22 protein-coding genes are annotated in these 24,208 nt (G+C 38.6%); 12 read left to right on the plus strand and 10 right to left on the minus strand.

Annotation, left to right across the window (positions count from 1 at the left end):
- The first annotated feature begins 41 nt into the window (after positions 1-41).
- The 5 genes from CNR22_12865 to CNR22_12885 all read left to right on the plus strand — a co-directional run bounded on the left by CNR22_12865 (position 42) and on the right by CNR22_12885 (position 6,538).
- Positions 42-464 (plus strand): molecular chaperone DnaK, encoded by a 423-nt coding sequence (locus CNR22_12865; GenBank protein PBQ34898.1) that lies wholly within the window; start codon positions 42-44, stop codon positions 462-464.
- 172 nt (positions 465-636) lie between these two features.
- Positions 637-1,362, plus strand: a complete 726-nt coding sequence (locus CNR22_12870; protein ID PBQ32624.1) for a lipoprotein signal peptidase — start codon at positions 637-639, stop codon at positions 1,360-1,362.
- Between the two features lie 13 nt (positions 1,363-1,375).
- Complete coding sequence (locus tag CNR22_12875; GenBank protein PBQ32625.1) at positions 1,376-2,389, plus strand: ferrochelatase; 1,014 nt, start codon at positions 1,376-1,378, stop codon at positions 2,387-2,389.
- A 75-nt stretch (positions 2,390-2,464) separates the two neighbouring features.
- On the plus strand, positions 2,465-4,075 hold the full coding sequence (locus tag CNR22_12880) for a hypothetical protein (protein ID PBQ32626.1): 1,611 nt from the start codon (positions 2,465-2,467) through the stop codon (positions 4,073-4,075).
- Positions 4,076-4,615: 540 nt separating this feature from the next.
- On the plus strand, positions 4,616-6,538 hold the full coding sequence (locus CNR22_12885) for a hypothetical protein (protein PBQ32627.1): 1,923 nt from the start codon (positions 4,616-4,618) through the stop codon (positions 6,536-6,538).
- A gap of 79 nt (positions 6,539-6,617) precedes the next feature.
- Here CNR22_12885 and CNR22_12890 read toward each other — a convergent pair whose 3' ends face one another.
- From CNR22_12890 to CNR22_12900, 3 genes are read right to left on the minus strand one after another with little or no spacing between them, the layout of a single operon-like run.
- The gene (locus CNR22_12890) at positions 6,618-7,850 is read right to left on the minus strand and encodes a peptide transporter (protein ID PBQ34899.1); all 1,233 of its coding nucleotides are present in this window, start codon (positions 7,848-7,850) and stop codon (positions 6,618-6,620) included.
- Between the two features lie 27 nt (positions 7,851-7,877).
- On the minus strand, positions 7,878-8,987 hold the full coding sequence (locus tag CNR22_12895) for a hypothetical protein (protein ID PBQ32628.1): 1,110 nt from the start codon (positions 8,985-8,987) through the stop codon (positions 7,878-7,880).
- Positions 8,984-9,955: a hypothetical protein gene (locus CNR22_12900; GenBank protein PBQ32629.1), complete on the minus strand. Its 972-nt coding sequence runs from the start codon at positions 9,953-9,955 to the stop codon at positions 8,984-8,986. Before CNR22_12900 ends, CNR22_12895 begins: the two co-directional genes overlap by 4 nt.
- Positions 9,956-9,989: 34 nt before the next feature.
- Between CNR22_12900 and CNR22_12905 the strand changes: the two genes are divergently transcribed.
- Entirely contained in the window at positions 9,990-10,547 is a 558-nt protein-coding gene (locus CNR22_12905; GenBank protein ID PBQ32630.1) for a crossover junction endodeoxyribonuclease RuvC, read from the plus strand.
- Between the two features lie 269 nt (positions 10,548-10,816).
- Here CNR22_12905 and CNR22_12910 read toward each other — a convergent pair whose 3' ends face one another.
- The 3 genes from CNR22_12910 to CNR22_12920 all read right to left on the minus strand — a co-directional run bounded on the left by CNR22_12910 (position 10,817) and on the right by CNR22_12920 (position 14,302).
- Entirely contained in the window at positions 10,817-12,142 is a 1,326-nt protein-coding gene (locus CNR22_12910) for a hypothetical protein (protein ID PBQ32631.1), read from the minus strand.
- Between the two features lie 145 nt (positions 12,143-12,287).
- Complete coding sequence (gene plsY / locus CNR22_12915) at positions 12,288-12,908, minus strand: acyl-phosphate glycerol 3-phosphate acyltransferase (GenBank protein PBQ32632.1); 621 nt, start codon at positions 12,906-12,908, stop codon at positions 12,288-12,290.
- Between the two features lie 116 nt (positions 12,909-13,024).
- A complete protein-coding gene (locus CNR22_12920) occupies positions 13,025-14,302 on the minus strand; it encodes an amino acid dehydrogenase (GenBank protein PBQ32633.1) in 1,278 nt (425 codons plus the stop codon).
- A 145-nt stretch (positions 14,303-14,447) separates the two neighbouring features.
- Between CNR22_12920 and CNR22_12925 the strand changes: the two genes are divergently transcribed.
- Together CNR22_12925 and CNR22_12930 are read left to right on the plus strand one after the other, a co-directional pair.
- Positions 14,448-14,915, plus strand: coding sequence for a hypothetical protein (locus CNR22_12925; GenBank protein PBQ32634.1), 468 nt, complete (start codon positions 14,448-14,450; stop codon positions 14,913-14,915).
- On the plus strand, positions 14,849-15,601 hold the full coding sequence (locus CNR22_12930) for a noncanonical pyrimidine nucleotidase, YjjG family (GenBank protein ID PBQ32635.1): 753 nt from the start codon (positions 14,849-14,851) through the stop codon (positions 15,599-15,601). The genes CNR22_12925 and CNR22_12930 overlap by 67 nt, the downstream gene beginning before the upstream one ends.
- A 61-nt stretch (positions 15,602-15,662) precedes the next feature.
- Here the strand turns inward: CNR22_12930 and CNR22_12935 are convergent, their stop codons facing one another.
- Positions 15,663-17,297: an amidohydrolase gene (locus CNR22_12935; GenBank protein ID PBQ32636.1), complete on the minus strand. Its 1,635-nt coding sequence runs from the start codon at positions 17,295-17,297 to the stop codon at positions 15,663-15,665.
- 24 nt (positions 17,298-17,321) lie between these two features.
- Here CNR22_12935 and CNR22_12940 point away from each other — a divergent pair, with 24 nt between their 5' ends.
- Positions 17,322-17,684, plus strand: coding sequence for a hypothetical protein (locus tag CNR22_12940; protein ID PBQ32637.1), 363 nt, complete (start codon positions 17,322-17,324; stop codon positions 17,682-17,684).
- 12 nt (positions 17,685-17,696) lie between these two features.
- Here CNR22_12940 and CNR22_12945 read toward each other — a convergent pair whose 3' ends face one another.
- The 3 genes from CNR22_12945 to CNR22_12955 all read right to left on the minus strand — a co-directional run bounded on the left by CNR22_12945 (position 17,697) and on the right by CNR22_12955 (position 19,726).
- Positions 17,697-18,329: a hypothetical protein gene (locus tag CNR22_12945; protein ID PBQ32638.1), complete on the minus strand. Its 633-nt coding sequence runs from the start codon at positions 18,327-18,329 to the stop codon at positions 17,697-17,699.
- A 55-nt stretch (positions 18,330-18,384) separates the two neighbouring features.
- Entirely contained in the window at positions 18,385-19,014 is a 630-nt protein-coding gene (locus CNR22_12950; protein PBQ32639.1) for a hypothetical protein, read from the minus strand.
- Positions 19,015-19,162: 148 nt separating this feature from the next.
- On the minus strand, positions 19,163-19,726 hold the full coding sequence (locus CNR22_12955) for a hypothetical protein (protein PBQ32640.1): 564 nt from the start codon (positions 19,724-19,726) through the stop codon (positions 19,163-19,165).
- Between the two features lie 186 nt (positions 19,727-19,912).
- On the opposite strand from CNR22_12955, the gene CNR22_12960 reads away from it, so the two are divergent.
- The 3 genes from CNR22_12960 to CNR22_12970 all read left to right on the plus strand — a co-directional run bounded on the left by CNR22_12960 (position 19,913) and on the right by CNR22_12970 (position 24,206).
- The gene (locus CNR22_12960) at positions 19,913-22,081 is read left to right on the plus strand and encodes a S9 family peptidase (protein PBQ32641.1); all 2,169 of its coding nucleotides are present in this window, start codon (positions 19,913-19,915) and stop codon (positions 22,079-22,081) included.
- 6 nt (positions 22,082-22,087) lie between these two features.
- Positions 22,088-22,786 (plus strand): NAD-dependent protein deacylase, encoded by a 699-nt coding sequence (locus CNR22_12965; protein PBQ32642.1) that lies wholly within the window; start codon positions 22,088-22,090, stop codon positions 22,784-22,786.
- A 343-nt stretch (positions 22,787-23,129) separates the two neighbouring features.
- Positions 23,130-24,206 carry a 3-deoxy-7-phosphoheptulonate synthase gene (locus CNR22_12970; GenBank protein ID PBQ32643.1) on the plus strand — a complete coding sequence of 359 codons (1,077 nt, stop codon included), beginning with the start codon at positions 23,130-23,132 and terminating at the stop codon, positions 24,204-24,206.
- The last annotated feature ends 2 nt before the right edge of the window (positions 24,207-24,208 follow it).

A 24,208-nucleotide genomic window follows, 5' to 3' on the forward strand; every position in this document is an offset into this window, starting at 1 on the left:
TCCGTAACCGTCCTTTGCAAATTGACATCAATAAACCTTTAATTAAAAAAGGAAATACTCCTGCGCCAAAACCTTTTGTAAATACAGAAGATAAACGCACGCGTTATTCAGATAAAGAATTAGCAGAATTTAAAGAGCTAATTCTTGAGAAATTAAAAGAAGCACAAATGGATTACGATTTGCTTAAACAAACTTTAAGCAATGAAGATAATCATGGTACGGATGACACATCTCCTTCTTTCAAGTTATTAGAAGACGGTAGTGATGTTATGAGCAAAGAAGAAACCGCTCAGTTAGCTTCCCGCCAGGAAAAATACATTGTGAATTTAAAAAATGCATTGATCCGTATCGAAAACAAAGCTTATGGTATTTGCAGGGTTACTGGAAAATTAATTCCGAAAGAGCGTTTACGTTCTGTGCCTCATGCTACTTTAGGTATCGATGCAAAATTAGGTCAATCCTAAGTTGTTTGGTATTCAATTTAAAATTGCCTTCCTATTTTTAGGAAGGCAATTTTTTTAATAAGCAGATTGAATGTATAATTGGATTGACCAGGAACAAGGGATAAACAGTAAACACTGCCTTTGATTGCTAAAAGTTTTTTAAAATAAGTATCTTTACAAACTTAAAAATTAAATGCTCAAACATTATAAAATACCACTCATTACTGTCTTCTTAGTATTGCTGATCGATCAGTTTATTAAGATCTATATTAAGATGCACTATCCTTTGGGTGAGGTTGGCAAACTGGCTGACTGGTGCATTATACACTTTACCGAAAATCCGGGTATGGCCTTTGGTTTTGAATTTGGTGGCGAGTTTGGGAAATTAGCTTTAAGTATTTTCAGAATCCTGGCTTGTATCGGGGGCGCGTTTTATATCCGTTACATCATTAAACAGAAAGAACATCCTGGATTTATTTTTTCAGTGTCACTTATTCTTGCTGGTGCCTTAGGAAATATTTTAGACAGCGCTTTTTACGGTTTGATCTTCGACAGGGGAACGGTTTTAAATCCGGACTTCCAGGAGTATGTGCCCTACGATGGTATTGCCCAGCTTACAACTCACGGTTATGCAAAAAGTATGTATGGCTGCGTGGTGGACATGTTTTACTTCCCTATGATCGATGGACGTTTCCCGGATTGGGTTCCTGTTTGGGGCGGTGAAGACTTCCAGTTCTTTCGTCCGATTTTTAATTTTGCAGATGCTTCTATTTCTGCCGGGGTTATTATCATTATTCTTTTTCAAAAACGTTTTTCAAAAAAAGAAGAACTGGTTCCAGTGTCGGAAACAGGTTCGGAGCCTTATAAAACGGAAACTGAAAATAATACTGCGGCAGATCTAAACACAAATCACTCTTAAGTGTTATCCTTTAATGAAGAAAGCGGTTTTACTTATTAATCTTGGTACTCCCGACGCTCCCAGTGCGGGAAAAGTTGGAAAATACCTGACGGAATTTCTAAACGACAAACGTGTTATCGATATTAACCCCGTTGGACGTTTTATCTTGGTGAATTTGATCATTGTTCCGTTCAGAAGTTTTAAATCTTCAAAACTTTACCAGGCCATCTGGACGAAAGAAGGATCACCCCTTTTATTAAACAGTATTTTACTAAAAGAAAAACTTCAGGCGAAATTGGGCAACGACTATATTGTGGAGTTAGCCATGCGTTATCAAACACCTGGTATTAAAAGTGTGTTAGAGAAATTAAGAGCGCAACGTCCCGAGAAGATCCATGTTCTGCCTTTATATCCGCAATACGCAAGTTCAAGCACAGGCAGTACGCTGGAGGAAGTGTTTGATAAGATAAAAGGCTGGGAAGTAATTCCGAATTTAAATATCATCAGTAAGTTTTACGATCACCCTAGATTTATTGAAGCCTTAGTAAGCCAGGCAAAAAAATACAAGATCGAAGATTACGATCATGTTTTGTTCAGTTACCATGGTTTGCCCGAAAGACAAATTCGTAAAGGTTCAGCTCATTATGGCGGAGACACCTGTCAGATGGGGGCTTGCTGCAATAGCATTACAAAAAACAACCAGTACTGTTACCGTGCTAATTGTTTTGAAACCACACGTCAGTTGGTTAAAGCATTAAATATTCCCGCAGATAAACATACTACGGCATTTCAAAGTCGTCTCGACAACAAATGGCTAAAACCCTTTAGCGATAAAGTGGTAGAAGAGCTCGCCAATAAAGGCGCTAAAAAAGTACTAGTATTTTCTCCAGCTTTTGTAGCCGATTGTTTGGAAACCATTTACGAAATTGGAACCGAATACCAGGAAATCTTCGAGCACCATGGCGGCGAAAAAATCACTTTGGTAGAAAGTCTGAATGCCAGCGACGAGTGGGTAGAGGCGGTTCGGGGGATGGTTACAGAAGGCTAAGTCTTTTTTATTTAAATTTTTTTCAGGGTTTATAGCACAAAAGGATTTTGGCACTATAATTGTCAATCTATAAATATGAGAACAACCCTTAGTCTCTTCATCCTGATCTTTTTTAGTCTGATTGCAGCTTCTCAAAACGAAACCAGACACTGGTATTTTGGAAACAAGGCTGGACTTGATTTTACTACTAGTCCTCCGACATTGGTCAATAATAGTTCTATGCATGTTAGCGAAGGATGCAGTACTGTTTCGGATACATCCGGAAATCTTTTATTTTACACAGGCGGAGATACTATCTGGAATAAAAATCATCAAGTAATGGCTAACGGTGCCGGATTATTCGGAGACGGATCTTCATCGCAGTCTTGTATTATTGTGAAACAGCCCGGAAACGCAGGTATTTATTACGTTTTTACGGTGCAGGGCGGAGTTGGTTCTGCAGGAGTATATTATTCAGTTGTTGACATGAGTCTTGCAGCGGGAATGGGCTCCGTGACTGTAAAAAATTCTCCGATCGCCGGACCCAGTGAAGAAAAAATAACAGCTATTAAACATTGCAATGGAAAAGACTATTGGATTGTTACTACTTTTAATAATTTCTATCAGACCTACTTCCAGGTTTTTTCTTCCTACCTCTTAAGTTCAACGGGAGTAACTACCTTAGCAGCAACTTCGATTGCCACTGTGCAGGGAGGTTTCAGGAGTGCCCCGAAAGGCTCCTTGAAAGGATCTCCTGATGGAAAGCGTTTAGGTTTAGCTACAAGTTACGCAAGTGGAAAAGCGTTTTACTTGATGGATTTTGATAACACGACCGGACAAGTTTCAAATCCTTTATCTTTAGGATATCCTGCGGGATATGGCTGTGAATTTTCTTCCGATGGAAAAAAGATCTATGCGACTTTTCCATGGGCTGCAGGTATGATTGTCCAATGGGATCTTTCAATACCTACAAGTTCCGCAGTTGTTGCATCTGAAACGGTTATAGGTACATTTAATTATATCGGTGCCATGCAATTAGCTTCCGACGGCAAAATATACCTAGCGACTAATCAGCATAGTTTACTCGTGATAAATAATCCTAATGCCTTGGGAGCTGCCTGTAATTTAACTGTAAGCAATTTATCATTTCCTCCTGGAGGCTTACAATTAGGTCTGCCCAACTTTCCCGCCGATTATTTTTGGAACGGCTCATCGCTCGCAATTACAACTAATAATTCTTTAACACTTTGTAAAGGGCAAACAAAAACACTCACAGTTGCAGGAGCCAATAGTTATAGTTGGAATATCGGAGGTACAAGTCCCACAGTTGCTGTAAGTCCAACTATTACAACTAGTTATTCTGTTGTCGGCACAACCACTGCGGGATGCGTTTATAAAGGGTACGCTACAGTAACGGTAAACAACTGTACGGGGTTTAGTGATTTTGAAAATGGTGGTATGACGATGCGTTTATTTCCAAATCCGGCGAACGACTATTTACAACTTGAGTTTTCAAATGGAGACGAGAATAGTTTCAAAAAGTGGAGTATTTTTAATCAGCTAGGGCAACTTGTTGGCGATCAAAATATAAGTCTTACCGATCATAATAAAATAGAATTAGTAGACTTACCCGAAGGCGTTTATTCTCTTGTTCTCAAAAGCGACGATTCCAGAACCCTTAGTAAGCGATTCGTGATTTCGCGGTAAGATTCTAAAAAAACCGAAAATTTATATGAAAAAATCGCAGCTAACTTTTCTAAAGTTTTTTTGAATTCAGATAAGTTTATCATCCGCCATACGCGAATCTAAAGCGTCGGGAAGACCATTGCCTACCATCATAAAAAAAAGTACCAAGATCATGATGGCGATGCCTGGTGTGAAAGCCAAAATAGGCTTTGTCCATTCGGATATAACCGTAATGTGCGTTGATCATTTTTCCCGAGGAAGGAACAGGAGGTTGAGCGCCGATACCCAAAAACTCAAGCCGGTTCTAAATTCTTAACTAAACTTTTGGGTGACGCATTAATCGGCTAAAAGGTTAAGAATATCGGCCGTCAAGGCATACGCTTTTTTTAATGTCACAAGCAGGGATTGAGAATATTTTCTTTTTTACGAGCTGTTAACGAATGTTCCGGTCTTATGATTAGTTGATTAAAAAAAGTAAAGAACTGTTAAATAGGGATTAAAAAAAAACCGAAGCTTGGCGCCTTTCGTAGTTAGTTAAGTTAAACTTAACGACAAAAAACTATGAAAAAAATTACTCCACTGAAAAAATTTGCGGCGGTTCTCTGTCTGTTGCTTAGTGCTGCAGCTACAGAGGCACAGGTTATTTACGGAACCGTAAATAACAACCAACTAATTTCCTTTAACGCGGCCAGTCCAGCAGCGATTTCCTCATCTCTTGCTATTACAGGTATTTCGGCCGGGCAAACAATTGAAGGTCTGGATTTCAGACCCAATACCGGACAGTTGTATGCCTTTGGATATGATAAGGCAACTACTATGTATCAACTCTACACACTTAATTTAACAACTGGTGCTGCAACTTCTCTAAATACGGCAAGTACTATAGCTTTGGGAAGCGGGCCCATAGGTTTTGATTTTAATCCAACCGTTGACCGTATTCGCGTGACCTCGGCAAATGGGGCTAACTTTCGTCTGCATCCCGTAACAGGTGCAATTGCTTTTACTGACGGGAATCTTGCTTTTGCAGCCGGGGATGTGAACGTTGGAGCTAGCCCTAAAATTGTAAGCGGTGGTTATACCAATAGCTACATTGGTGCTTCTACGACTGCCCTTTACAATTATGACAATTTATTGAATATCATTACACTTCAGAATCCACCTAATAACGGATCGCTTACTACAGTTGGTTCTACAGGATTAACTACAAATACAGTAAATCCGTTAGTAGATATGGATATTTATTATGATAATGCTACGCTTTCGAACAAAGCTTATTTGGTGGCGAATAGTCAGGCATCTCCCTCCACTGATGAATTGTATTCGATCAACCTTACTACGGGGCAGGCTGTTTTGATTGGTGCTATTGGCGAAACAAACCCGGTAAGCAATATTGCCGTTCTTATTAATCGCACGCTGCCTAACGTTATGGGTGAGATTGCCTGGGCACTTTCAGGAACAAATTTAATTTCGTTTGATACACAAAATCCAAATTTTATTAGAAACATTTATGCGGTTACGGGAGTTACTGCAGGACAAACCCTTGTTGGCATGGATTTCAGACCTGCAACAGGAGTTTTGTATGCTTTGGGTTACAATTCTATTACTAACGAAGGGCAGCTTTATACACTCAGTTTAAGTTCGGGAGCGGCTTCTGCTGTAAATACGAGTCCGATAGCTATAACGCTTGGAAGCGTGAGTGTGGGTTTTGATTTTAATCCAACGGTAGACAAGATCCGTGTGGTTAGTAATAACGATATGAATTACCGTCTTGATCCTTTATCGGGCACAATTAGTGCAACGGATAGCAATCTGAGTTTTGCTTCAACTGACGTCAATGCTGCAGCAAATCCCAACGCAGGGACAGTAGCCTACAGTAATAGCTTTAACACCAGCACAGCAACAGTATTATATAATTACGATGAAACGTTGAACATCTTTACAACTCAAAGTCCACCTAACAATGGCACACTCAATACCATAGGCAGTTCCGGAATTACAGTGAATTCTGTCGATCCAAGTGTAGACATGGATATTTATTATGATATTTTTAGTTCAACCAATAGGGCTTACCTGGCGGCAAATATTAACATGGAGACTAACGATAATTTTTATTCTATAAACCTAACAAGTGGAGCCGCAAGTTTGATTGGGAGAATAGGGTTTGGCGTTCCGGTGCGGGATATAGCAGTTCATATGCCGACGCTTATTACTGGAATCTCTGATTACAAAAAAAACTCAGAAAAAAGTTTAGCGACAGTTTTCCCAAATCCACTTTCCGAGACTTCAATAATTCGAGTTTACAATAATTCAGATGTGGAAATTACTATTTTGGATGTGTCTGGCAGGGTGATATCTGTTAATCCACTAAACGGTGGAAATTCATCCGACTTAGTATGGAATACAAGTGGTTTGGAAAAAGGAATTTATTTTGTTCGATTGACAACTCGTTCAGGCGAACAACAACTTATTAAAGTAATTAAATAAGAAAGCAACCATTACAAAAGGCTGTCTCGAAAGGACAGCCTTTTTTTTGCAAATTAGATTATCCTGATATTGAATAGCGCTAAGCAATCGGCTTATCATCCGTCATACGCGAATCTAAAGCATCGCGAAGACCATTGCCTACCATCATAAAAGAAAGTACCAGAGTCATAATGGCTATGCCCGGAGTAAAAGCCAAATAGGCTTTGTCCATGCGGATATAACCGTAATGTGCGTTGATCATTTCTCCCCAGGAAGGAATAGGCGGCTGAGCGCCGATACCCAAAAAACTTAAACCTGCTTCGGTTAAGATAGCGCTTGCAAAATTGCTGGCAGCCATTACAACAACGGGACCCATCACGTTTGGTAAAATGTGCCTGAAAATGATTCTGCCGTTTCTGAAGCCTAAGGCTCGTCCCGCTTCTACAAATTCTTTTTCGCGGATACTAAATATTTGTCCGCGCACAATCCGCGCTACTTCCACCCACATGGTGAGTCCAACGGCTATAAACACCTGCGTGATGCCTTTTCCAAGAACAAGAGTGATTGCTATTACTAACAGAATAGTAGGAATGCTCCAAACCACATTAATGAACCAGGAAATAACTACGTCTACACTGCCTCTGAAATAACCTGCCAGTGAGCCCAGCAGGATACCGATAAACACGGAGATCATCACAGAGATTAATCCTACCGCTAAACTAATACGTGTTCCAATTAATAAACGACTTAATAGATCGCGCCCTAAAAGATCGGTGCCAAGCGGATAGGTTTTGGCAATAATGTTTTTTTCTTTAACGGTGTTTTGTAATTCACTGAGACTTTTTACGATTTTTTCTTCATGATCTGTTTCATAAAAAGAGAATTCGTTTTTTAGTGAATCAAAAACAAATGGTTTTACCTTATCAATGTTATAAACCACGTCGGCAACATTGAAGTTCGTTATAGCACCATTGTTAGGTGTGTTGCCGGTGTATTCTTCTGCAAGAATTTCATTTCCTTTAAACGTATAATTATATAAGGTGTAAGTGGCAAAAGGATCATTCTGTCCGAACAACATCGTACTGAACCAATTATTGTCTCTTGTTTCGCCGTTACGTTTTACCTGCAACAGTTTTACACTAAAACCAGGAGACTTTATATAGAGTTCTGGTTTTTGATCGTTGGCGTAAGGTGTTTTATCGGGAGTGATGAGGTATCCTAAAATAGAGATGATGCAGGCAATAGCAATGACAACAAGTCCGCTAACCGCCAGTTTATTGCGTTTAAAGCGTCGCCAGGTAGCAGCGCTCAGCGATTCAGATTCAAAATTTATTGTTTTCTTTTTAAACAGCACTAATTTTTATTTCCACCGGGGTTTTACAAAAAGAGAACTTACTCCTACAATCACTGCGTAAACTGGATACACAAGGCTGACCGGGAAACTCCACCACAAAACATTTTTGTTTTTTATAAAACCTGAAGCTAAAAATAACAACAAAATATCAATAAACAATTTAAAAAAGATGAACACAAAACAAGGAAATCTGTAAGCAGGACTATTCATGCAAAAGAAACAAATTACCCAAACGAGATTAACGCTAAAAGTGATAAATGCCAGCAGGAGATTCAGTTTATTTGAGTTCACTTTAAATTTGGAGGCCCAGCGTGTTTTCTGCAGGATCAATTCTTTGAAAGAAAAAGTAGGATAGGTATAAACAAGCGCATCTTTCGATTTGAGATAAGCAACCTGAGAGTGGTTTATTTTTTTTACATCTTCCAGAAAAAAAATATCGTCGCCGGAAGCAATATTTATGTGTGATGAGTAACCATTTGTTCTTGCAAAAATTTCTCTTGTGAAAATAAGATTGGCGCCACTACATAGAAATGCTTTATTGTAAAATGCACTACCACCTGCTATCACAGAAAGAATGTTATTTTCGATGGCCTGCAAGGCCCAGAACAAACCACTGTTGTCAGCAATGGCTACAGGTGCAATAATCAGATCTGCTTTTGTGTTTTGGTAGAAATCGGAAATACTCTGTAGCCATTTTGAGGAGCGTGTAAAGGTATCTGCATCCCGTAAAACAATCAAGTCGTGTGTTGCAAATTGCATGGCATAAGTAATGCTTTGTTTTTTTCCTTTTTGCTCTGCATTGGAAATAATTTTGTAATTGATTCCTGAAGCACTTAAAATCGCTTCAGCTTGTTGAACTGTGCTGTCGCTGCTGGCGTCATTGATCAGAATAAGTTGAACTTTGCCGTGTACGTACTCTTGTTTTAATAAGGAATTCAAACACAAAGCGATATTTTTTTCTTCATTTCGTGCACAGATAATCAGCGTTAATGGAAGCTGTAGATTTTTAGTTTCAGGAACGAAATACGTGGTCCGTGCGAAACCCAATGCAAGCCAAAGCAAAGTTAGCGTGTAACAAAAAAGCAGAGCAAACAGGATATAAATAACCAGGCTCATTTTTTGGTTTTAAATAATTTGAAATTAAAATTCTGACGCAGTAAAATAATATAGCCAAAAATGCTTGGTACAATTATATTCACCAACCAGATCAGTAAAGAAGACAAAGCAAGTGCAGAATTATCAATTCCGGAATCTTTAAACACTACCAGGGCTACGGCAGCTCTTATAGCGGCTTCAAGAACACTGATCATAGGAATAGTGGTAGTAATTAAAAAGTACAAAGCAATCTCCGGAAAAATAGCCATACTAATATCACGGTGAAACAAGAAGATCAACAAAAAAAACTGCACGAAAAAAACAGAGTAACGAAGTGCCGAAAAACCAAATAATTTTAGGAGGGACGTTGGTGTGAATTTGTAGTTAAAATCTTCTACCTGACTTTGTTTGCTGATTTTCTTTGATATGAAATTTAAGAGTGTGTTTATTTTTGCGATACAAAGCACCAGTAAAAGCAAAAGAATAATACCTATAGTACTTGTAGTATAAGTCATCCAGGCAGAGTCCGCACCAAAATGATTCAGCATTTTGATCAGGGCCACGAATCCACAAATAATAGTAATAGAAAGCTGGAACATGCCGCCCACAAAATGCAACACTGTAATCTTCGGACGGTTTTCAATTTTGAAAAAAATAATTTTCGCTAAAAATTCGGTTGCGCGTCCCGGAGCTAAATTACCCAGACAGACACCGGCGTAAACAGATTTAGTCGCGGTTTTATAACTCACCCATTGAATGGGAGCGGTAATTAATTTCCATTTGTAAGCTTCAATTCCCCAGTTAAGTGGAATAAGCAAAAGACAAGTGATAAAACAAAAAATACCAGTTGATGAAAATGCGGAAGAGTAGAGCAGATCGAGTTTTTCGGAAGTGAAATCGCTTTTTAAGCGGATATATATGATAAGAAAACTACCTACACCTATTAAAAGTTTTATAAGTAAGGAAAGTATTTTTTTTCGTGTTTGCAATTAAGGCCTAAATTTACAGTTTATAGTGGAGCTCATGCCTGTTAACGACAGAATTATTTTAGGAATTGACCCGGGAACCATTGTAATGGGTTACGGCTTGCTGCATATAAAAAACAATGCTTTGAGCCCGATTGCCATGGGTGTTATTAAGCTGGATAAATTTGAGGATCATGCGATTCGTTTAAAAATGATTTTTGAACGTACCGTTAGTATCATTGAAGAATACAAGCCCGATGAATTAGCGATTGAGGCTCCGTTTTTCGGAAAGAATGTGCAGTCCATGCTAAAACTCGGCCGAGCGCAGGGAGTTGCTATAGCGGCGGCACTTAGCAAAAATGTTCCTATTACGGAGTATTCTCCCAAGAAGATAAAAATGAGCATTACCGGAAACGGGAACGCGAGTAAGGAACAGGTTGCTGCTATGTTAGCGCAAATACTGGGATTAAAAGCTGAGAGTGAGTATTTGGATGCAACGGATGCTTTGGGAGCGGCGCTTTGTCATTACTATCAGAATAAAAATGTGAGTGTTGGTGGGAAATCGTATTCTGGTTGGAAAGCTTTTTTGACGGATAATCCGAAGAGGAAGGTGTAGAAGTTTATAGTTTATAGTTAATAGATGGTGTTTACCACTAAGACACTGAGTTCACAAGAGGCACTGAGGCTATAGTGAACAGATGATTTTTACCACTAAGACACTGAGTTCACAAGATGCACTAAGGCTGCAGTTAATAGATGAAGTTTAGCACTAAGACATGATTTTACAAAATGCACTAAGGGTATTTTTAAAGCATGAAGATTCGAACTTAAGTCAAGTATTCAACTTTTCTAAGTTCCCCTATGCGTGTTTAATACCTTAGTGGTTTATTTCTTGAGAGAGTTCAACTTACGGTAACCAATCAACTGATCGTAGTAAGTCCCGAACTTACGATGGTAGACAAGTACATAATAATCATTTTCTGTATCCCAGAAATTTCCTTCCATCACTGTCTCGTCGCCGCCTTTTTTTGTGTCGTCACTTAGCACGTACATATAATTGTAATATCCCTGTTTTAAACGGAGACGTGCTTCGTATCCAAAGCGTGTGTAATTGTAAGTCATTTTGCTATTCTTGTTCATGCGCCAATCGGTAAGTTTGCCCATGATGTAAAAATTTCCGGAAGAAACGGGATTTGCATAAGGCACGAAAAAATCAACGTACACGTACTCCGCTTCTGTATCCATATTTGTTAGGGCTTCACGATTTTTTATCAAAAAGTTTCCATTAAAATCGTTGTAAAACAAATAAGGCTTACGCACTCTCGATTCATCGGCATATAAAACGGCATGACTTTTATATCCGTCTTTTTCATCCCTGTAAATGTTCTGCACTTTCTCTGTTAAAAATTTTATGCTACGGATATCAAAATAGCGAAATTCATTTCCACCATTAAATACCATAGCGTCGTTAAGAGAATACACAAATTGATTTCCATTCATAAATGAAGGCTTAATGTCTGTTACAGCATTGTCCCAGCGGTTATTCTGTGTAATAACCACCTTCATGTCTTTAAAAGGATTTGTGAGGTCGTAACCGGCTCCTGAAATAGTTAATTCTATTTGTTGTTTGCTGTATTGTTCACCCCCTCCAACAGTTTGTCTCATGTTTGCTGCAACGCCAACCTTGTCGTCATAAACTAAAAAGCGCCTGCTTAGCACAATGTCTTTATTGTCGCCGTTCGCGTACACGTACATGATATAGTTCCCGCTTTTGGTAAACTGCGTGTTCTGTTGTGTACCCGGTAAAGGAAAAATCAGATTGTAGTGCGTGTATTTTTGCGTGGTGTTTTGCGAGAATTCGTAGTTTAATAAATTGAGATCATAAAAACCCTGCAGGTATTCGCTTACCATAAGATCGCTGGGAGTCCAATCGGCGTTACAATGCACGAAGGTAACGGTATACATTTTTTTATCTCCGTCAAGATCATCAAAAGCCAGTTCTAATTGTTCGTTGCTGTTAAATTTAATAATGGGAGCTGTGTATTCCCAGCTGACTTCGTGAAACTGAACGGTTTTAATATTTGGTCTATAAACGTAATCGTCGTAACGCAAGACATTATCATTCACATAATCTTCTTCCTGATCTTTATCCTGTGCAGAAAGTAGAAAAGACGAAAATAAAAGGCAGGTAAGAATGAATTTAGAAACCATGAATTAAAAATAAGAAATAAGCTTCAAACAAGATAAGGTTTATACTCAAAGTAAAACGTTTGAAGCTTCGTAAATATTGCTAAATCACTTAATGGTGTCAGTGTTAATTTGATTTTGCGCCGAGCCTGACAGGTTGGTTTGTAATTTATTTTTTTACAGGAAACAAATGCACCTTTGACTCTTCGTTTTTAAGAAGACGCTTTATGTTTTTGCGGTGAGTAATGATTAGAAGTGCAGCAACAATGATGGAAAAAACGGTAAGAATTGGATTGGTGTTATGTAAGGCAATGTTTAAGAAAAGAGGAAACGAAACGCCGGCTACCATAGAAGATAAAGACACAATCCGGGTACTGAATAAAACCAGTAGAAATACACCCAGGGCACAAGCACAAGCTAAAGGCAGAATACAAATAACAACCCCCAGTATAGTAGCAACTCCTTTTCCACCTCTAAATCCAGCAAAAACCGGGAAAATATGACCAATAAGCGCTGCCACACCAAGACCGAGTTGTAAATCTATAAATTCGTTACTATGGATATCGAAATCGCTGAAATAAGCCAAAGCTACGGCCAGTGTTCCTTTTAGAATATCAAGAATAAGTACGGGAATTCCGGCTCTTTTACCTAAAACACGGAAGGTATTGGTAGCACCTGCATTACCACTTCCGAATTCGCGGACATCGATATTATAAAAAAACTTACCTATCCAAACGGAGTTAGGAATCGACCCTAATAAATACGCTATGAAAACGAATATTGCTATCAATGTTTCTTGAACGTTAAATTAATATTAGCAAAACTAACAATTATTTTAAACAAAAAAAGCACCTAAACTTTTTTTAATCAAAGTTTAAGTGCTTTATAATCAGTTTATTAACTCTTTTAGTAAGCGCCTTTTAATTTAACACCTTGCTCTAATTTTTGAAGAGCTGTGATATAAGCTGCAATTCTCATACTTGTTTTAAAGTGAGAAGCGTTATGCCAAACTGCTTCAAAAGCAATGTCCATTTTAATGTCATGTCTTTGATTTACTTCTTCTTCTGTCCAGTAGTACCCGGCTTTATTTTGAACCCACTCAAAATAACTTACAGTAACACCACCCGAGTTGGCAAGAATATCAGGAACACAAATAATTTTTTTCTCGTTTAAAATTGGATCAGCTTCCGGAGTTGTTGGTCCGTTAGCACCTTCCACGATTAATTTGGCTTGTATTTTATTTGCGTTTTCTTCGGTAATTACATTTTGTAAAGCAGCAGGAACCAATACATCACATTTGCTGATCAGTAATTCGCTGTTCTTAATTTCAGTAGCACCTTTAAAACCTTTTAAATTTCTATCGTTTTTTGCAGCAAACTCAATAGCTGCATTTACGTCAATCCCTTTTTCATTGTAGAAAGAAGCGCTGTGATCACCGATCCCAACAATTTTTACTCCTTTTTCAGCTAGCAAACGCGCAGCATGAGATCCTACATTTCCAAAACCCTGCACTACCGCAGTAACGTCCTGAGCTCTTAAACCCATTTTTTTAAGGGCAGCTAAAGTATTAACCATAACTCCACGACCTGTTGCAGCATCACGGCCTAATGAACCACCCACTGCAATTGGTTTTCCGGTAATAACACCCGGACTATCTTCTCCTGTATTTTTATTGAATTCGTCAAGAATCCATGCCATCTCACGTCCGCTTGTGCCCATATCCGGAGCCGGAATATCTTTGTTTACACCAAAAACGTCTTTCATAGCTACTGCATAAGCACGGCTGATACGCTCTAATTCTCCAACACTGTGTGCGCGGGGATCTAATTTAATACCACCTTTTGCGCCACCGTAAGGTAGATTAGCAACAGCACATTTAAAACTCATCCACGCAGCTAAAGCCATAACTTCATCTGCATTAACATCCATCGCATAACGAATACCACCTTTACTTGGACCAAGGTGAGTGCTATGCACGGTGCGGTACCCTTCGAACACCTGAATTTTTCCAGAGTCCATCATAACGGGTAAACTTACTTTAACTTGTTTACTTGGATTTTTCAAAACCAGGGCAACTTCATCGCTAAGGTTCATCAATTTAGCCGCTGCATCGAGACGAGCTAACACTGCTTCAAACATACTTTCTTCGTGTGCGTGAGGCGCTTTTACTGTTTGTGTTGACATAGTAAATTTTAGTTTATTAACTGGGGCCCAAAATTACACAAAATATATTAATTAACCGTGTGGCCGTGGAAATTTGGGAGATTAAACCATAACTTGGCAGTAGTATTAGGCCTATTAAAAACGTTTGTTAAATTTACAACGTGTCATGACTCAATTTTTAAAGATTCTTTCTGTTTTTCTAACCTGTTCTTTTGCCTTTAAAGTTGGATTTCCAACTACTTTTTTTGTATTTGAGCACGATTTCTTAATGGTTATGCTGGTTTCGTGTGGTGGAGGTATTGCGGGAAATATTTTCTTCACCAATTTAAGCGCTGTTATTATAAAGTGGATTCACACATTCAGAGCCAATCGCGGATTGATTAAAAAAAAGAAAACCTTTACCAAGTTTAACAGACGCGTGATGACGGTTAAGCAAAAATTCGGACTTGCCGGCATCGCTTTTATTACTCCTATTTTTTTGTCGACACCTGTGGGGGCCTTTTTAGCAGAACGTTTTTTTAAAGACAAAAGAAAAATTATTCTTTATCTGAGCGCGGCCACTGTGCTATGGGCGCTTGCTTTGTATTTTATTCTCCTGTTTTTTCAGGGTGGCATGAGCGGATGGCTAACCTAAAACATAAAAAACATTTATTTTTTGATTTTGACGACACACTGTGGGATTTTCAAAAGAATTCAAGCCGTGTTCTGGAAGAATTGTACCAGGAATATGAATTAGAATCAAAACTTAAAGCGAACCTGCCGGATTTTCTTGCGGCTTATAAAAAAACAAATTTGAATTTCTGGTCGCTCTACACAAAACGGGAAATCGATAAGCAGTTTTTGCGCAATCACCGCTTTAACGAAACTTTTAAGATTTTTGGTTACGATAATTACGATGAAAATCTTTTGATAACGGATCAGTATCTAAAGCGCGCACCGCAAGGGAGTTGTGTGAAAGAGGGATGTGTGGAAACGTTGGAATATCTGAGGCAAAATTACAAACTTCATATTATCACCAATGGATTTAAGGAAGTGTTCGGCATAAAAATGAACGCCTGTGGGATAAGAAATTATTTTGATCAGATCATTATCAGCGAAGAGCATGCTTTAGTTAAGCCTGACGAAAAAATATTTCGTTTGGCCGAACACTTTGCCGGTGCAAAAAAAGACGACTGTGTGATGATCGGCGATAGTTTGGAGAGTGATATAGAAGGTGCGCTAAATGCCGGTTGGGAAGCGATCTATTTGGCGGAAGATGAAATGCATGGTTTTAAAGGCAGAAGTATTTTGAGACTCGAGGAATTGAAAAATATATTTTGATCTTTTAAGTATAACACACACTACCATTTGTTATTCCAGTTTTTAGAAAGGTTCAGTGCGGTTATTTTTTCGCGTAAACCTTTTCCCCGTTAATATAAGTTGCTAAAACTTTTGTGTTCAAAATTTCTTTTGCATCACATTTCATCAAATCGGTGTCAAGAATCACAAAATCAGCCACCTTATTTTTCTCAAGACTGCCTTTTTCTTTTTCTTCAAAAGCTGCGTATGCAGCCCAGATGGTCATACCTTTTAATGTTTCTTCTCTTGACAAAGCGTTTTCTTTTTGAAAACCATTTGCAGGGTAGCCCTTGCTGTCTTGTCTTGCAACTGCAGCGAAAAAAGTTTTAACAGGAGAAATATCTTCTACCGGAAAGTCTGTACCGAGTGCAATTTTTCCGGTTGTTTCTAAAAGTTGTTTGTAAGCGTAGGCTGTTTTAATGCGTTCTTTTCCTACACGGTCTTCTGCCCAATACATATCGCTGGTGGCGTGTGTTGGTTGCACAGAAGGAAGGATCGTAAATTTCTTAAAGAGGTAAAAATCATTTGGATTTAGCACCTGCGCATGTTCAATGCGCCAGCGACGGTCATTTTGTTCCTTTAAAACAGAGCCATATAAATTCAGTATGTAACGGTTAGCACTATCACCAATGGCATGTGTGCAAAATTGAAAGGGACTATTTATCAAAGCATCTGCAATTTTTTTCAAGCGCCTTTTATCGGTCAGCAAAAATCCCTTCCAATGCTCTTTATCACTGTATGAGTCAAGTAAACAAGCGCCACGACTTCCCAGCGCGCCGTCTGAATAGATTTTAAAGCCTCCAACGGTTAAACGTTCGGTTTTGTAAATTCCTTTTTTTAGCCAGCGCTCATAGTAAGTCGAATCATCACTTAACAAAGCGTAAATCTTCATTTTCAAATCTCCTGATTTTTGTGCCTGATCAATAAGGTCAATGGTGTGTTCTGTTACACCGCAATCATGAACTTCGGTTAAACCATAACTAAAACATGTTTCCTGCGCGGCCTTGTAGTAAGCCTTTGCAAGACTATCATTTATCATCGGAATTTTAAGATCCACCAGGTCCATCGCGTTATCAATTAAAATGCCGGTTAACTTTCCATTTTTTAATTCTACGAGTCCGCCATTTACTTTCGTTTTTTCGGTAACGCCGGTTAACTCCAAAGCTTTTTGATTTGCTAATGCAGCATGACCATCTACACGTTTTAGAAAAACCGGGCGATCAGGAAACAACTTATCCAATTTTTCTTTTGTAGGGTAGTCTTTTTCGCTCCAGTCATTTTGATCCCAGCCACGCCCGTAGATCCAGAGCATTGGCGCTTTTTCGCTGTAGGTTTTTATTTTATCAAGAATCTCCTCAAATGACTTCGTTCCGGTCAGATTACATTTCCACATATCAGTGGCGTACCCTGTGAAATGACAATGGGCGTCTATCAACCCCGGTAAAATGGTTTTTCCATTTACATCGTTTATCTCTTTAGCCGCATATTTTTTCAGAATTTCTTTCGAGGAGTTCAGCTCTAGAATTTTCCCGTCTTTAATGGCCATAGCTTCAAATGTAGCAAAGGCCGAATCAACTGAATAGATAAGCGCGTTATAAATGATGAGGTCTGCGCTTTCTTTTTTCTCAGAACAAGAAAAAGCTATTGCTACTATTAAAATAAAAACGTTTTTTAGCATCGCGAATTTTTATCAAATATAACCATGATTTCACAAGCTAATAAACAAATTGCTCTAAGTTGGTTTGAGGCATTTAATGAACACGATCTTGAAAAATTATTGTCCTTATACGATGATAATGCCGAGCATTTTTCTCCTAAACTTAAAATACGTCTTCCGGCTACGCAAGGGTTGATAAAAGGAAAAGCGGCGCTGAGAAGCTGGTGGCAAGATTCTTTTGATCGGTTACCGAGTTTAAATTATGAGGTGTGGAAATTAACCGCAGATGAAGAACAGGTCTTTATGGAATATATCCGTCACGTGTTGGGCGAAGAAGATTTACGTGTTGGAGAAGTGCTTGAAATAAAGGACGGGAAGATTGTTTTTTCGAGGGTTTATCATGGATAAGAAAGTTTATGATCAATAGTTAATAGTAGCGCGCAGTGTGTCCTGTAAATTTGAGATAGGTAGTCTTAATTTGTAACGAACGCTGTCGCCGCCTGAAGGTAAAAATGTTGTGTAGTTTACTACAAAAAAACTATCAGCAAAAAATTTATTTCCCGTGAACGTTGTGCTAAGCAGAACCTGTTTTGTACTGCCTTTTGCGAATGTATAAAATTCATTTTTCGCAAGTGTTTTGGCCAGCTGGGCGCTTGAATCGGATACAGAATGCATAGTGAGTTTGCAATAAGCCGTATGCTTTCCTGAAAAATAATTGCCGATGTTTTGTTTCTTGTCAGAGTTAAAACTCCTTCGTTCAAGTACAGTTGATCCCATATGAAGCGCATACATGCCTCGCGAATAGCGGGAGACAATGACACTAAATGTGCCGTCTTCGTGTGTATCGGTTTTGGCAAAAAAAACAGAGCCTTCTGTTTGTTCTTTTGCTGAAAGGACATCGTCTCCGAAAACGCTCACGGTTGTTCTTAACGGCTTTCCATCCTCATAATTGAGCACACGACCGGAGATTTCAAATTGTTGGGCTCCTCTTTGGCAGGAGAAGTATACTATTAGTGAACTTATAAAGAGGCTGGCGATCAATTTTTTTTTCATCTTTTATTTGGTTGTAGGAAGTTGTAAATAGTAAAAAATTAAATGTCTGGAATCACTAGAGTTTAATGTTTAATCCAATTTGTCCAATGGGATGCACGTCAAAAGATTTCGCTTCATCACTGTTTAAAAAGTGCATGCCCCATGCAAAATTGGCATATAATTTTTTCGTCATTTTTAATTTAATAAAGTAGGTTAATTCATAACTAAATTGTTGCCTGGCGTAATTTACTTTTTCATAGTAAACGTAAGTTGCCTTGCGGTAATGATTGTCCATAAAATTAATTTTACCTGATATCCCTGAAAAACTTTCGTGGCTAATCCATCGATAGGCAGCGTAATGCTGAATGAAATATTTTTCAGTGCGGAATTGAAGATTTTCGAGCGGAGTATAGGCATCACCAGAGTACCATATCCTGTCCCAATTTGTTAATCCCCGCCCGTAGCCAACCGTTAACCCAAGAATGGTTCGCTTTGCAGGCAGATATCCGCCGACTCCAGCTTCCAATTGGTTGTTGAATACAGAGGCAAAAGGTGAAGAGAGACTGCTGTAGCCGCTCACTTGTAAGGAAAGATAGTTAAGTGGAGAATATGCAAGGTTCAAATTGGCACCGTTTAAATTCAGACCAATATTTCCTTCAAATTGTTTCTTACCGGTAAAGCAGGGTGTATTATGGGTAGGTGTCACGTATTTCCAAATACAAGAGGGTAAAGTAAACATTACACCGATCAGAATACTATAGGACAGACGTGAAACGTGAAACTTCTTAGGCATTTTGTTTTTTCAGTAAAAGTTCTTTAATAGAAAAACAAATCCTTTGACAAATATCAAAAAGCTATTTCTGCCCCCTGATTCTACTCAAAGTTTCCTGGGTAATTCCAAGATAAGAGGATATTATTCCTAAGGACACACGTTGTAAAATTTCCGGATGTTTAGAAGTGAGCACATCGTAGCGTTCTTTAGCAGACATGGAATGAAAATCGTCGAATTTTTTTTCAAGTACCGACATACCGTAATTAGCAAAGAGCCTGCCCATGCGTTCCAACTCTTTAGAATTGGCGTAAAGGTTTTCAAGTTTGTCGTAATCAAAAATCCAAAGCGTGCAATCTTCTAAAGTCTCTACATGTTTATTACTGGGAGTGCGCGAAAAAAAACTGGCCATCGATCCAACAAAATCATTTTCAGCCGCCAACCAATAAGTAACTTCTTTTCCGGCTTTATAATAGAAAGTTCTCGCTACGCCTTTTTCAACGAAATAAAGTTGATTGCAAACTTTTCCCTCTTCACTCAAGAGTTCTTTCTTTTTGAATTCTTTTTTTACGATGCTGTTTGTGAAAATCGCTTCTGCTTCTTTAGAGAGCATGGCCATTTCACCGAAAGATTCAATTAGCTGTTTCATTTTATTGGGTTCCTGAATGGCGCTAATATATAAATTATTTCTGCTGCTGAATGTTTCAAATTTGAAAGGTTTAGTTAAATAAGCGTGTTTTAAAAAGGGCGTATTTCACCCCAAACAGGGGATTTACAGCAGAAGCAACGCTCATAAGACATAAATTACTAATTTCACCAAACAAAAAATTACACCATGAAAAGAATTGCTTTTTTATTTCTAATTATTCCCGCATTTGTTTTTTCGCAACAAAAAGTTACCCTCGAAGATATTTGGGTGAAGTACGCTTTTTATCCAAAGTCTGCTCAAGGTTTTAATGTTTTAAAAGACGGATTAAACTACGTAGATATTGAAAAAGTAGGTGAGGAAAGTGGAATTTATAAGTACGAATTAAAAACACAAAAGCGTTCTAAACTGCTTGTAAACGCCGCCGACGTTAAGTTTGAAGGTCGCCTGCTGGATCTAAATTCCTACAAATTAAGTCCGAATGAAGACAAATTGTTATTGAGTGAAAGCGTGGAAAACGTTTACCGTCATTCACCGAAAGCAAATTATTTTGTTTATGATATTGCTTCAAAAAAGGTAACTCAGCTAAGCGATAAAGGCAAACAACTCTTCCCGACCTTTTCGCCGGATGGAAAAAAAGTGGCTTATGTAAAAGACAATAATCTTTTTATCAAAAATCTGGAGACTGGTGCGGAAACAACCGTTACAACAGATGGACAAGACAATAAAATAAAAAATGGCTGGGGCGATTGGGTTTATGAAGAAGAGTTTTCGAAGGCAGAATATTTTGATTGGAGTTCAAACAGCCAGTATTTAGCATACGTGCGTTTCGATGAGTCGCGTGTAAAAGAATTTACCATGGATTATTATAAGGGAGAATTATATCCTGAAAAGTATACATTCAAATATCCTAAGGCCGGTGAAGAAAACTCATTGGTTTCTGTCCGCATTTTCGACGAGCTTTCTAAAGCCACCGTTACTGCTGACATTGGCACTGAAACAGACATTTATATTCCCAGAATTGAATTTACGAATGATTCAAAAACGCTTTGTATTCAGCGTTTGAACCGTTTACAAAATAAATTAGAGTTTTTATTTACCGATGCAGCTAGCGGAAAAGGGAAAGTAGTTTACACAGATGAAAGTAAAACTTACATCGACATAACAGACGATTTAAGATTTGTTGGCAACAAAGGCTTTATAGTTTCGAGCGAAAGAGATGAATACAACCATTTGTATTATTACGATTTAAACGGAAAGCTGGTAAACCAAATCACTAAAGGTGAATGGGATGTTATGGAGTTTAAAGGGTTTAATGAAGCTACAAACACTTTGTATTATTTGTCTACCGAAATGGGAGTAATTAACCGCGATATGTACAGTGTAAAATTAGATGGCAAAGATAAAAAGCGCTTGTCTACAAAAGCTGGTCAAACAAATTTTGAATTCACCAACGGATATAAATATTATATTTCTAATTACCATAACTCAACAAGTCCGCCCTTGTTCGAGCTTTACAGCATAGATGGCAAGCTGGTAAAAGTCTTAGAAGACAATAAAGAGCTGGTAGATAGAATGAAAACTTACAATCTTAGTGCGAAAGAGTTTTTAAAGTTCAAAAATCCGGAGGGAGTAGAATTGAATTATTGGATGATGAAGCCGGCGAATTTTGACGCTTCAAAAAAGTATCCGGTGTATATGTATGCCTATGGAGGTCCCGGTAGCAACGAGTGTAACAACGGCTGGGATGGTTTTGATTATTTTTGGCACAACTTACTTTGCCAGGAAGGGTATATTGTTGTGTGCATGGATAATCGCGGAACACAAGGCCGCGGACGAGAATTTAAACACAGCACCTATTTGCAACTAGGAAGATTGGAAACACTTGATCAGATTAATTTTGCGAAATATCTGGGTGGAATGAACTATGTAGATAAGACGCGCATTGGATTCCAGGGTTGGAGTTTTGGAGGATATATGGCCTCTTTGATGATTTCAAAAGGAGCGGATGTTATTAAAACGGCTATTGCTGTGGCTCCCGTAACTAATTGGAAATATTATGACAATATTTATACGGAAAGATTTTTACGTCAGCCGAAAGACAACAAAAGTGGGTATGAAGATAATTCTCCAACCAATTTCGTCAAAAATATTAAAGGACCTTTTCTATTGATTCATGGAAGCGCCGACGATAACGTACACATGCAGAACAGTATGGAGCTGGCAGCGGCTATGGTAAAAAACAACATTCCTTTCGATTATATGATTTATCCCAATAAAGCCCACGGAATTAGCGGTGGATACACACGTTTGCATATTTACTCAAAAATGCTGAAGTTCGTAAAAGAAAATCTTTAGCGACGAATGCCAGGAAAAAAGAAGTTAGTTGTTTTTACAGGTGCAGGCATTAGTGCGGAAAGTGGAATTAAAACTTTTAGAGATTCCGGCGGACTATGGGAAGAGCATAAAATTGAGGACGTAGCTACCTTCGATGCGTGGACTAAAAACCAGGCATTGGTTCTTGATTTTTACAATAAACGCCGCAAGCAATTGTTGGAGGTTAAACCCAACGCAGCGCATTTACTGGTTGCTGAACTACAAAAACAATTTGATGTTCAGGTTATCACTCAAAATGTAGATAATCTGCATGAGCGTGCGGGTAGTAAAAACGTTCTGCATCTTCATGGCGAGCTCATGAAGGCCAGAAGTACTGTAGACCCTAATCTTGTATACGATCTAAAAACTTACGAAATTAAAGCAGGTGACCTTTGTGAAAAAGGGTCTCAATTGCGTCCACATATCGTGTGGTTCGGTGAATTGGTACCCGCCATGGAAACCGCTAATGCTATGGCTGCGGAGGCTGATCTTTTTGTGGTTATTGGGACTTCATTGAATGTGTATCCGGCCGCGGGAGTTATAAATTTTGTTTCTCCTTATGTGCCAATGTGGTTGCTTGATCCAGGCGAGTTTAACCTGGATTATATCCGAGAATTAAAACACATTAAGAAAACTGCCGTAAATGGGGCGGAAGATCTTAAAAGGGAACTGCTCAAGAATAGTTAGACGTGAATTTTACTAAGTGAAATGATTTCGAAATAGAGCAATGTTAGCGGTACTTTATTTCGCGAACCTAAATAGGCACTAAAACTGATTTGTGTCCTACTTCCTTCCCGGACATTTTTTACAGCGGTCGCCTTTCTTGAAGTTTTTACAACAGTCTTTTTTCTTTTTACAGCAATCTGTGTAAACGCTTAACGGACAATTGTTTTGAAAGAACAAAATAGTAGGGCTCTTTTTTTCTGTCTCAATGTTCATGGATCAAAACTAATTAATATAGGTTATTTTTTTAATACCGTAAAAGCGGTAATTTTCATGTCGCAAACCTTATGCCGTTTGCGGTCTTTATATGCAATTCGAATCTTTAAATACCTGGTTACCGGCTGTAGCCAGTCCTTTGTTAATAGCAGGTCCTTGCGGGGCCGAAAGCCCGGAGCAGTTAATGATTACAGCCAGGGGACTTAAAGAAACCGGCAAAGTTTCCTTATTTCGCGCCGGGGTATGGAAACCACGCACACGTCCCAATGCCTTTGAGGGTATGGGCGAGGAAGCTTTAAAATGGCTGGTGGACGTAAAAAAAGAATATGGATTTAAGATCACGGTGGAAGTTGCTAATGCCCAACACACCGAACTGGCGCTGAAATACGGCATTGATGTTTTGTGGATTGGTGCCCGGACTACTGTAAATCCTTTTAGTGTCCAGGAGATTGCGGATGTGTTAAAAGGAGTGGATATTCCAGTGATGGTGAAAAATCCGGTGCATGCAGATCTACAACTTTGGATTGGAGCGATAGAACGCATTTACAATAGTGGCATACATAAAATTGCGGCAATTCACAGAGGCTTTCACTTTTACGGAAAGACCAAATACCGTAACAAACCCTTATGGCAATTGCCTATAGAGTTGAGGACCTTATTTCCTGATCTCCCGATTATTTGTGATCCGAGTCATATTAGTGGAAACAGGGAACTCATTCCATCTGTTGCGCAAAAAGCTTTAGATCTTGGTATGAATGGATTGATGATCGAATCGCATTATGATCCTTCCATTGCTTTGAGTGATGCTGCACAACAGCTCACTCCTCAAAATCTGAATCAATTGATTTCTAATTTGGTTATTCGAAAACAAAGTTCTGATAATCCCATTGCGACCGACAAACTATTGGAACTTCGTAAACTGATAGATGAAATTGACGATGAATTGATGAACGTTCTTAGAAAAAGAACGCAGGTAATTGAAGAAATTGGCACATACAAAAAAGAACATCACATTACCATTTTTCAACTCGGGCGCTGGCAGGAAATTTTAAAAACACGCGGTCAGTGGGCCGATAAGATGGGACTTTCACGTCAACACATCGAAAAAATCTGTCAGCTTTTACACGAAGAAAGTATTCGAATTCAAAATGGATTGATGAATACTTAAAA

Source organism: Sphingobacteriaceae bacterium, from assembly GCA_002319075.1.
Lineage (GTDB): Bacteria > Bacteroidota > Bacteroidia > B-17B0 > Aurantibacillaceae > Aurantibacillus.

What these genes read in the sequence shown, in the direction of transcription:
- CNR22_12870 (PBQ32624.1), top strand. Translation starts at nt 637, where the DNA reads ATGCTCAAACATTATAAAATACCACTCATTACTGTCTTCTTAGTATTG.
- CNR22_12875 (PBQ32625.1), top strand. Translation starts at nt 1,376, where the DNA reads ATGAAGAAAGCGGTTTTACTTATTAATCTTGGTACTCCCGACGCTCCC.
- CNR22_12880 (PBQ32626.1), top strand. Translation starts at nt 2,465, where the DNA reads ATGAGAACAACCCTTAGTCTCTTCATCCTGATCTTTTTTAGTCTGATT.
- CNR22_12885 (PBQ32627.1), top strand. Translation starts at nt 4,616, where the DNA reads ATGAAAAAAATTACTCCACTGAAAAAATTTGCGGCGGTTCTCTGTCTG.
- CNR22_12895 (PBQ32628.1), bottom strand. Translation starts at nt 8,987, where the DNA reads ATGAGCCTGGTTATTTATATCCTGTTTGCTCTGCTTTTTTGTTACACG.
- CNR22_12905 (PBQ32630.1), top strand. Translation starts at nt 9,990, where the DNA reads ATGCCTGTTAACGACAGAATTATTTTAGGAATTGACCCGGGAACCATT.
- CNR22_12910 (PBQ32631.1), bottom strand. Translation starts at nt 12,142, where the DNA reads ATGGTTTCTAAATTCATTCTTACCTGCCTTTTATTTTCGTCTTTTCTA.
- CNR22_12920 (PBQ32633.1), bottom strand. Translation starts at nt 14,302, where the DNA reads ATGTCAACACAAACAGTAAAAGCGCCTCACGCACACGAAGAAAGTATG.
- CNR22_12925 (PBQ32634.1), top strand. Translation starts at nt 14,448, where the DNA reads ATGACTCAATTTTTAAAGATTCTTTCTGTTTTTCTAACCTGTTCTTTT.
- CNR22_12930 (PBQ32635.1), top strand. Translation starts at nt 14,849, where the DNA reads ATGGGCGCTTGCTTTGTATTTTATTCTCCTGTTTTTTCAGGGTGGCAT.
- CNR22_12935 (PBQ32636.1), bottom strand. Translation starts at nt 17,297, where the DNA reads ATGCTAAAAAACGTTTTTATTTTAATAGTAGCAATAGCTTTTTCTTGT.
- CNR22_12940 (PBQ32637.1), top strand. Translation starts at nt 17,322, where the DNA reads ATGATTTCACAAGCTAATAAACAAATTGCTCTAAGTTGGTTTGAGGCA.
- CNR22_12945 (PBQ32638.1), bottom strand. Translation starts at nt 18,329, where the DNA reads ATGAAAAAAAAATTGATCGCCAGCCTCTTTATAAGTTCACTAATAGTA.
- CNR22_12955 (PBQ32640.1), bottom strand. Translation starts at nt 19,726, where the DNA reads ATGAAACAGCTAATTGAATCTTTCGGTGAAATGGCCATGCTCTCTAAA.
- CNR22_12960 (PBQ32641.1), top strand. Translation starts at nt 19,913, where the DNA reads ATGAAAAGAATTGCTTTTTTATTTCTAATTATTCCCGCATTTGTTTTT.
- CNR22_12965 (PBQ32642.1), top strand. Translation starts at nt 22,088, where the DNA reads ATGCCAGGAAAAAAGAAGTTAGTTGTTTTTACAGGTGCAGGCATTAGT.
- CNR22_12970 (PBQ32643.1), top strand. Translation starts at nt 23,130, where the DNA reads ATGCAATTCGAATCTTTAAATACCTGGTTACCGGCTGTAGCCAGTCCT.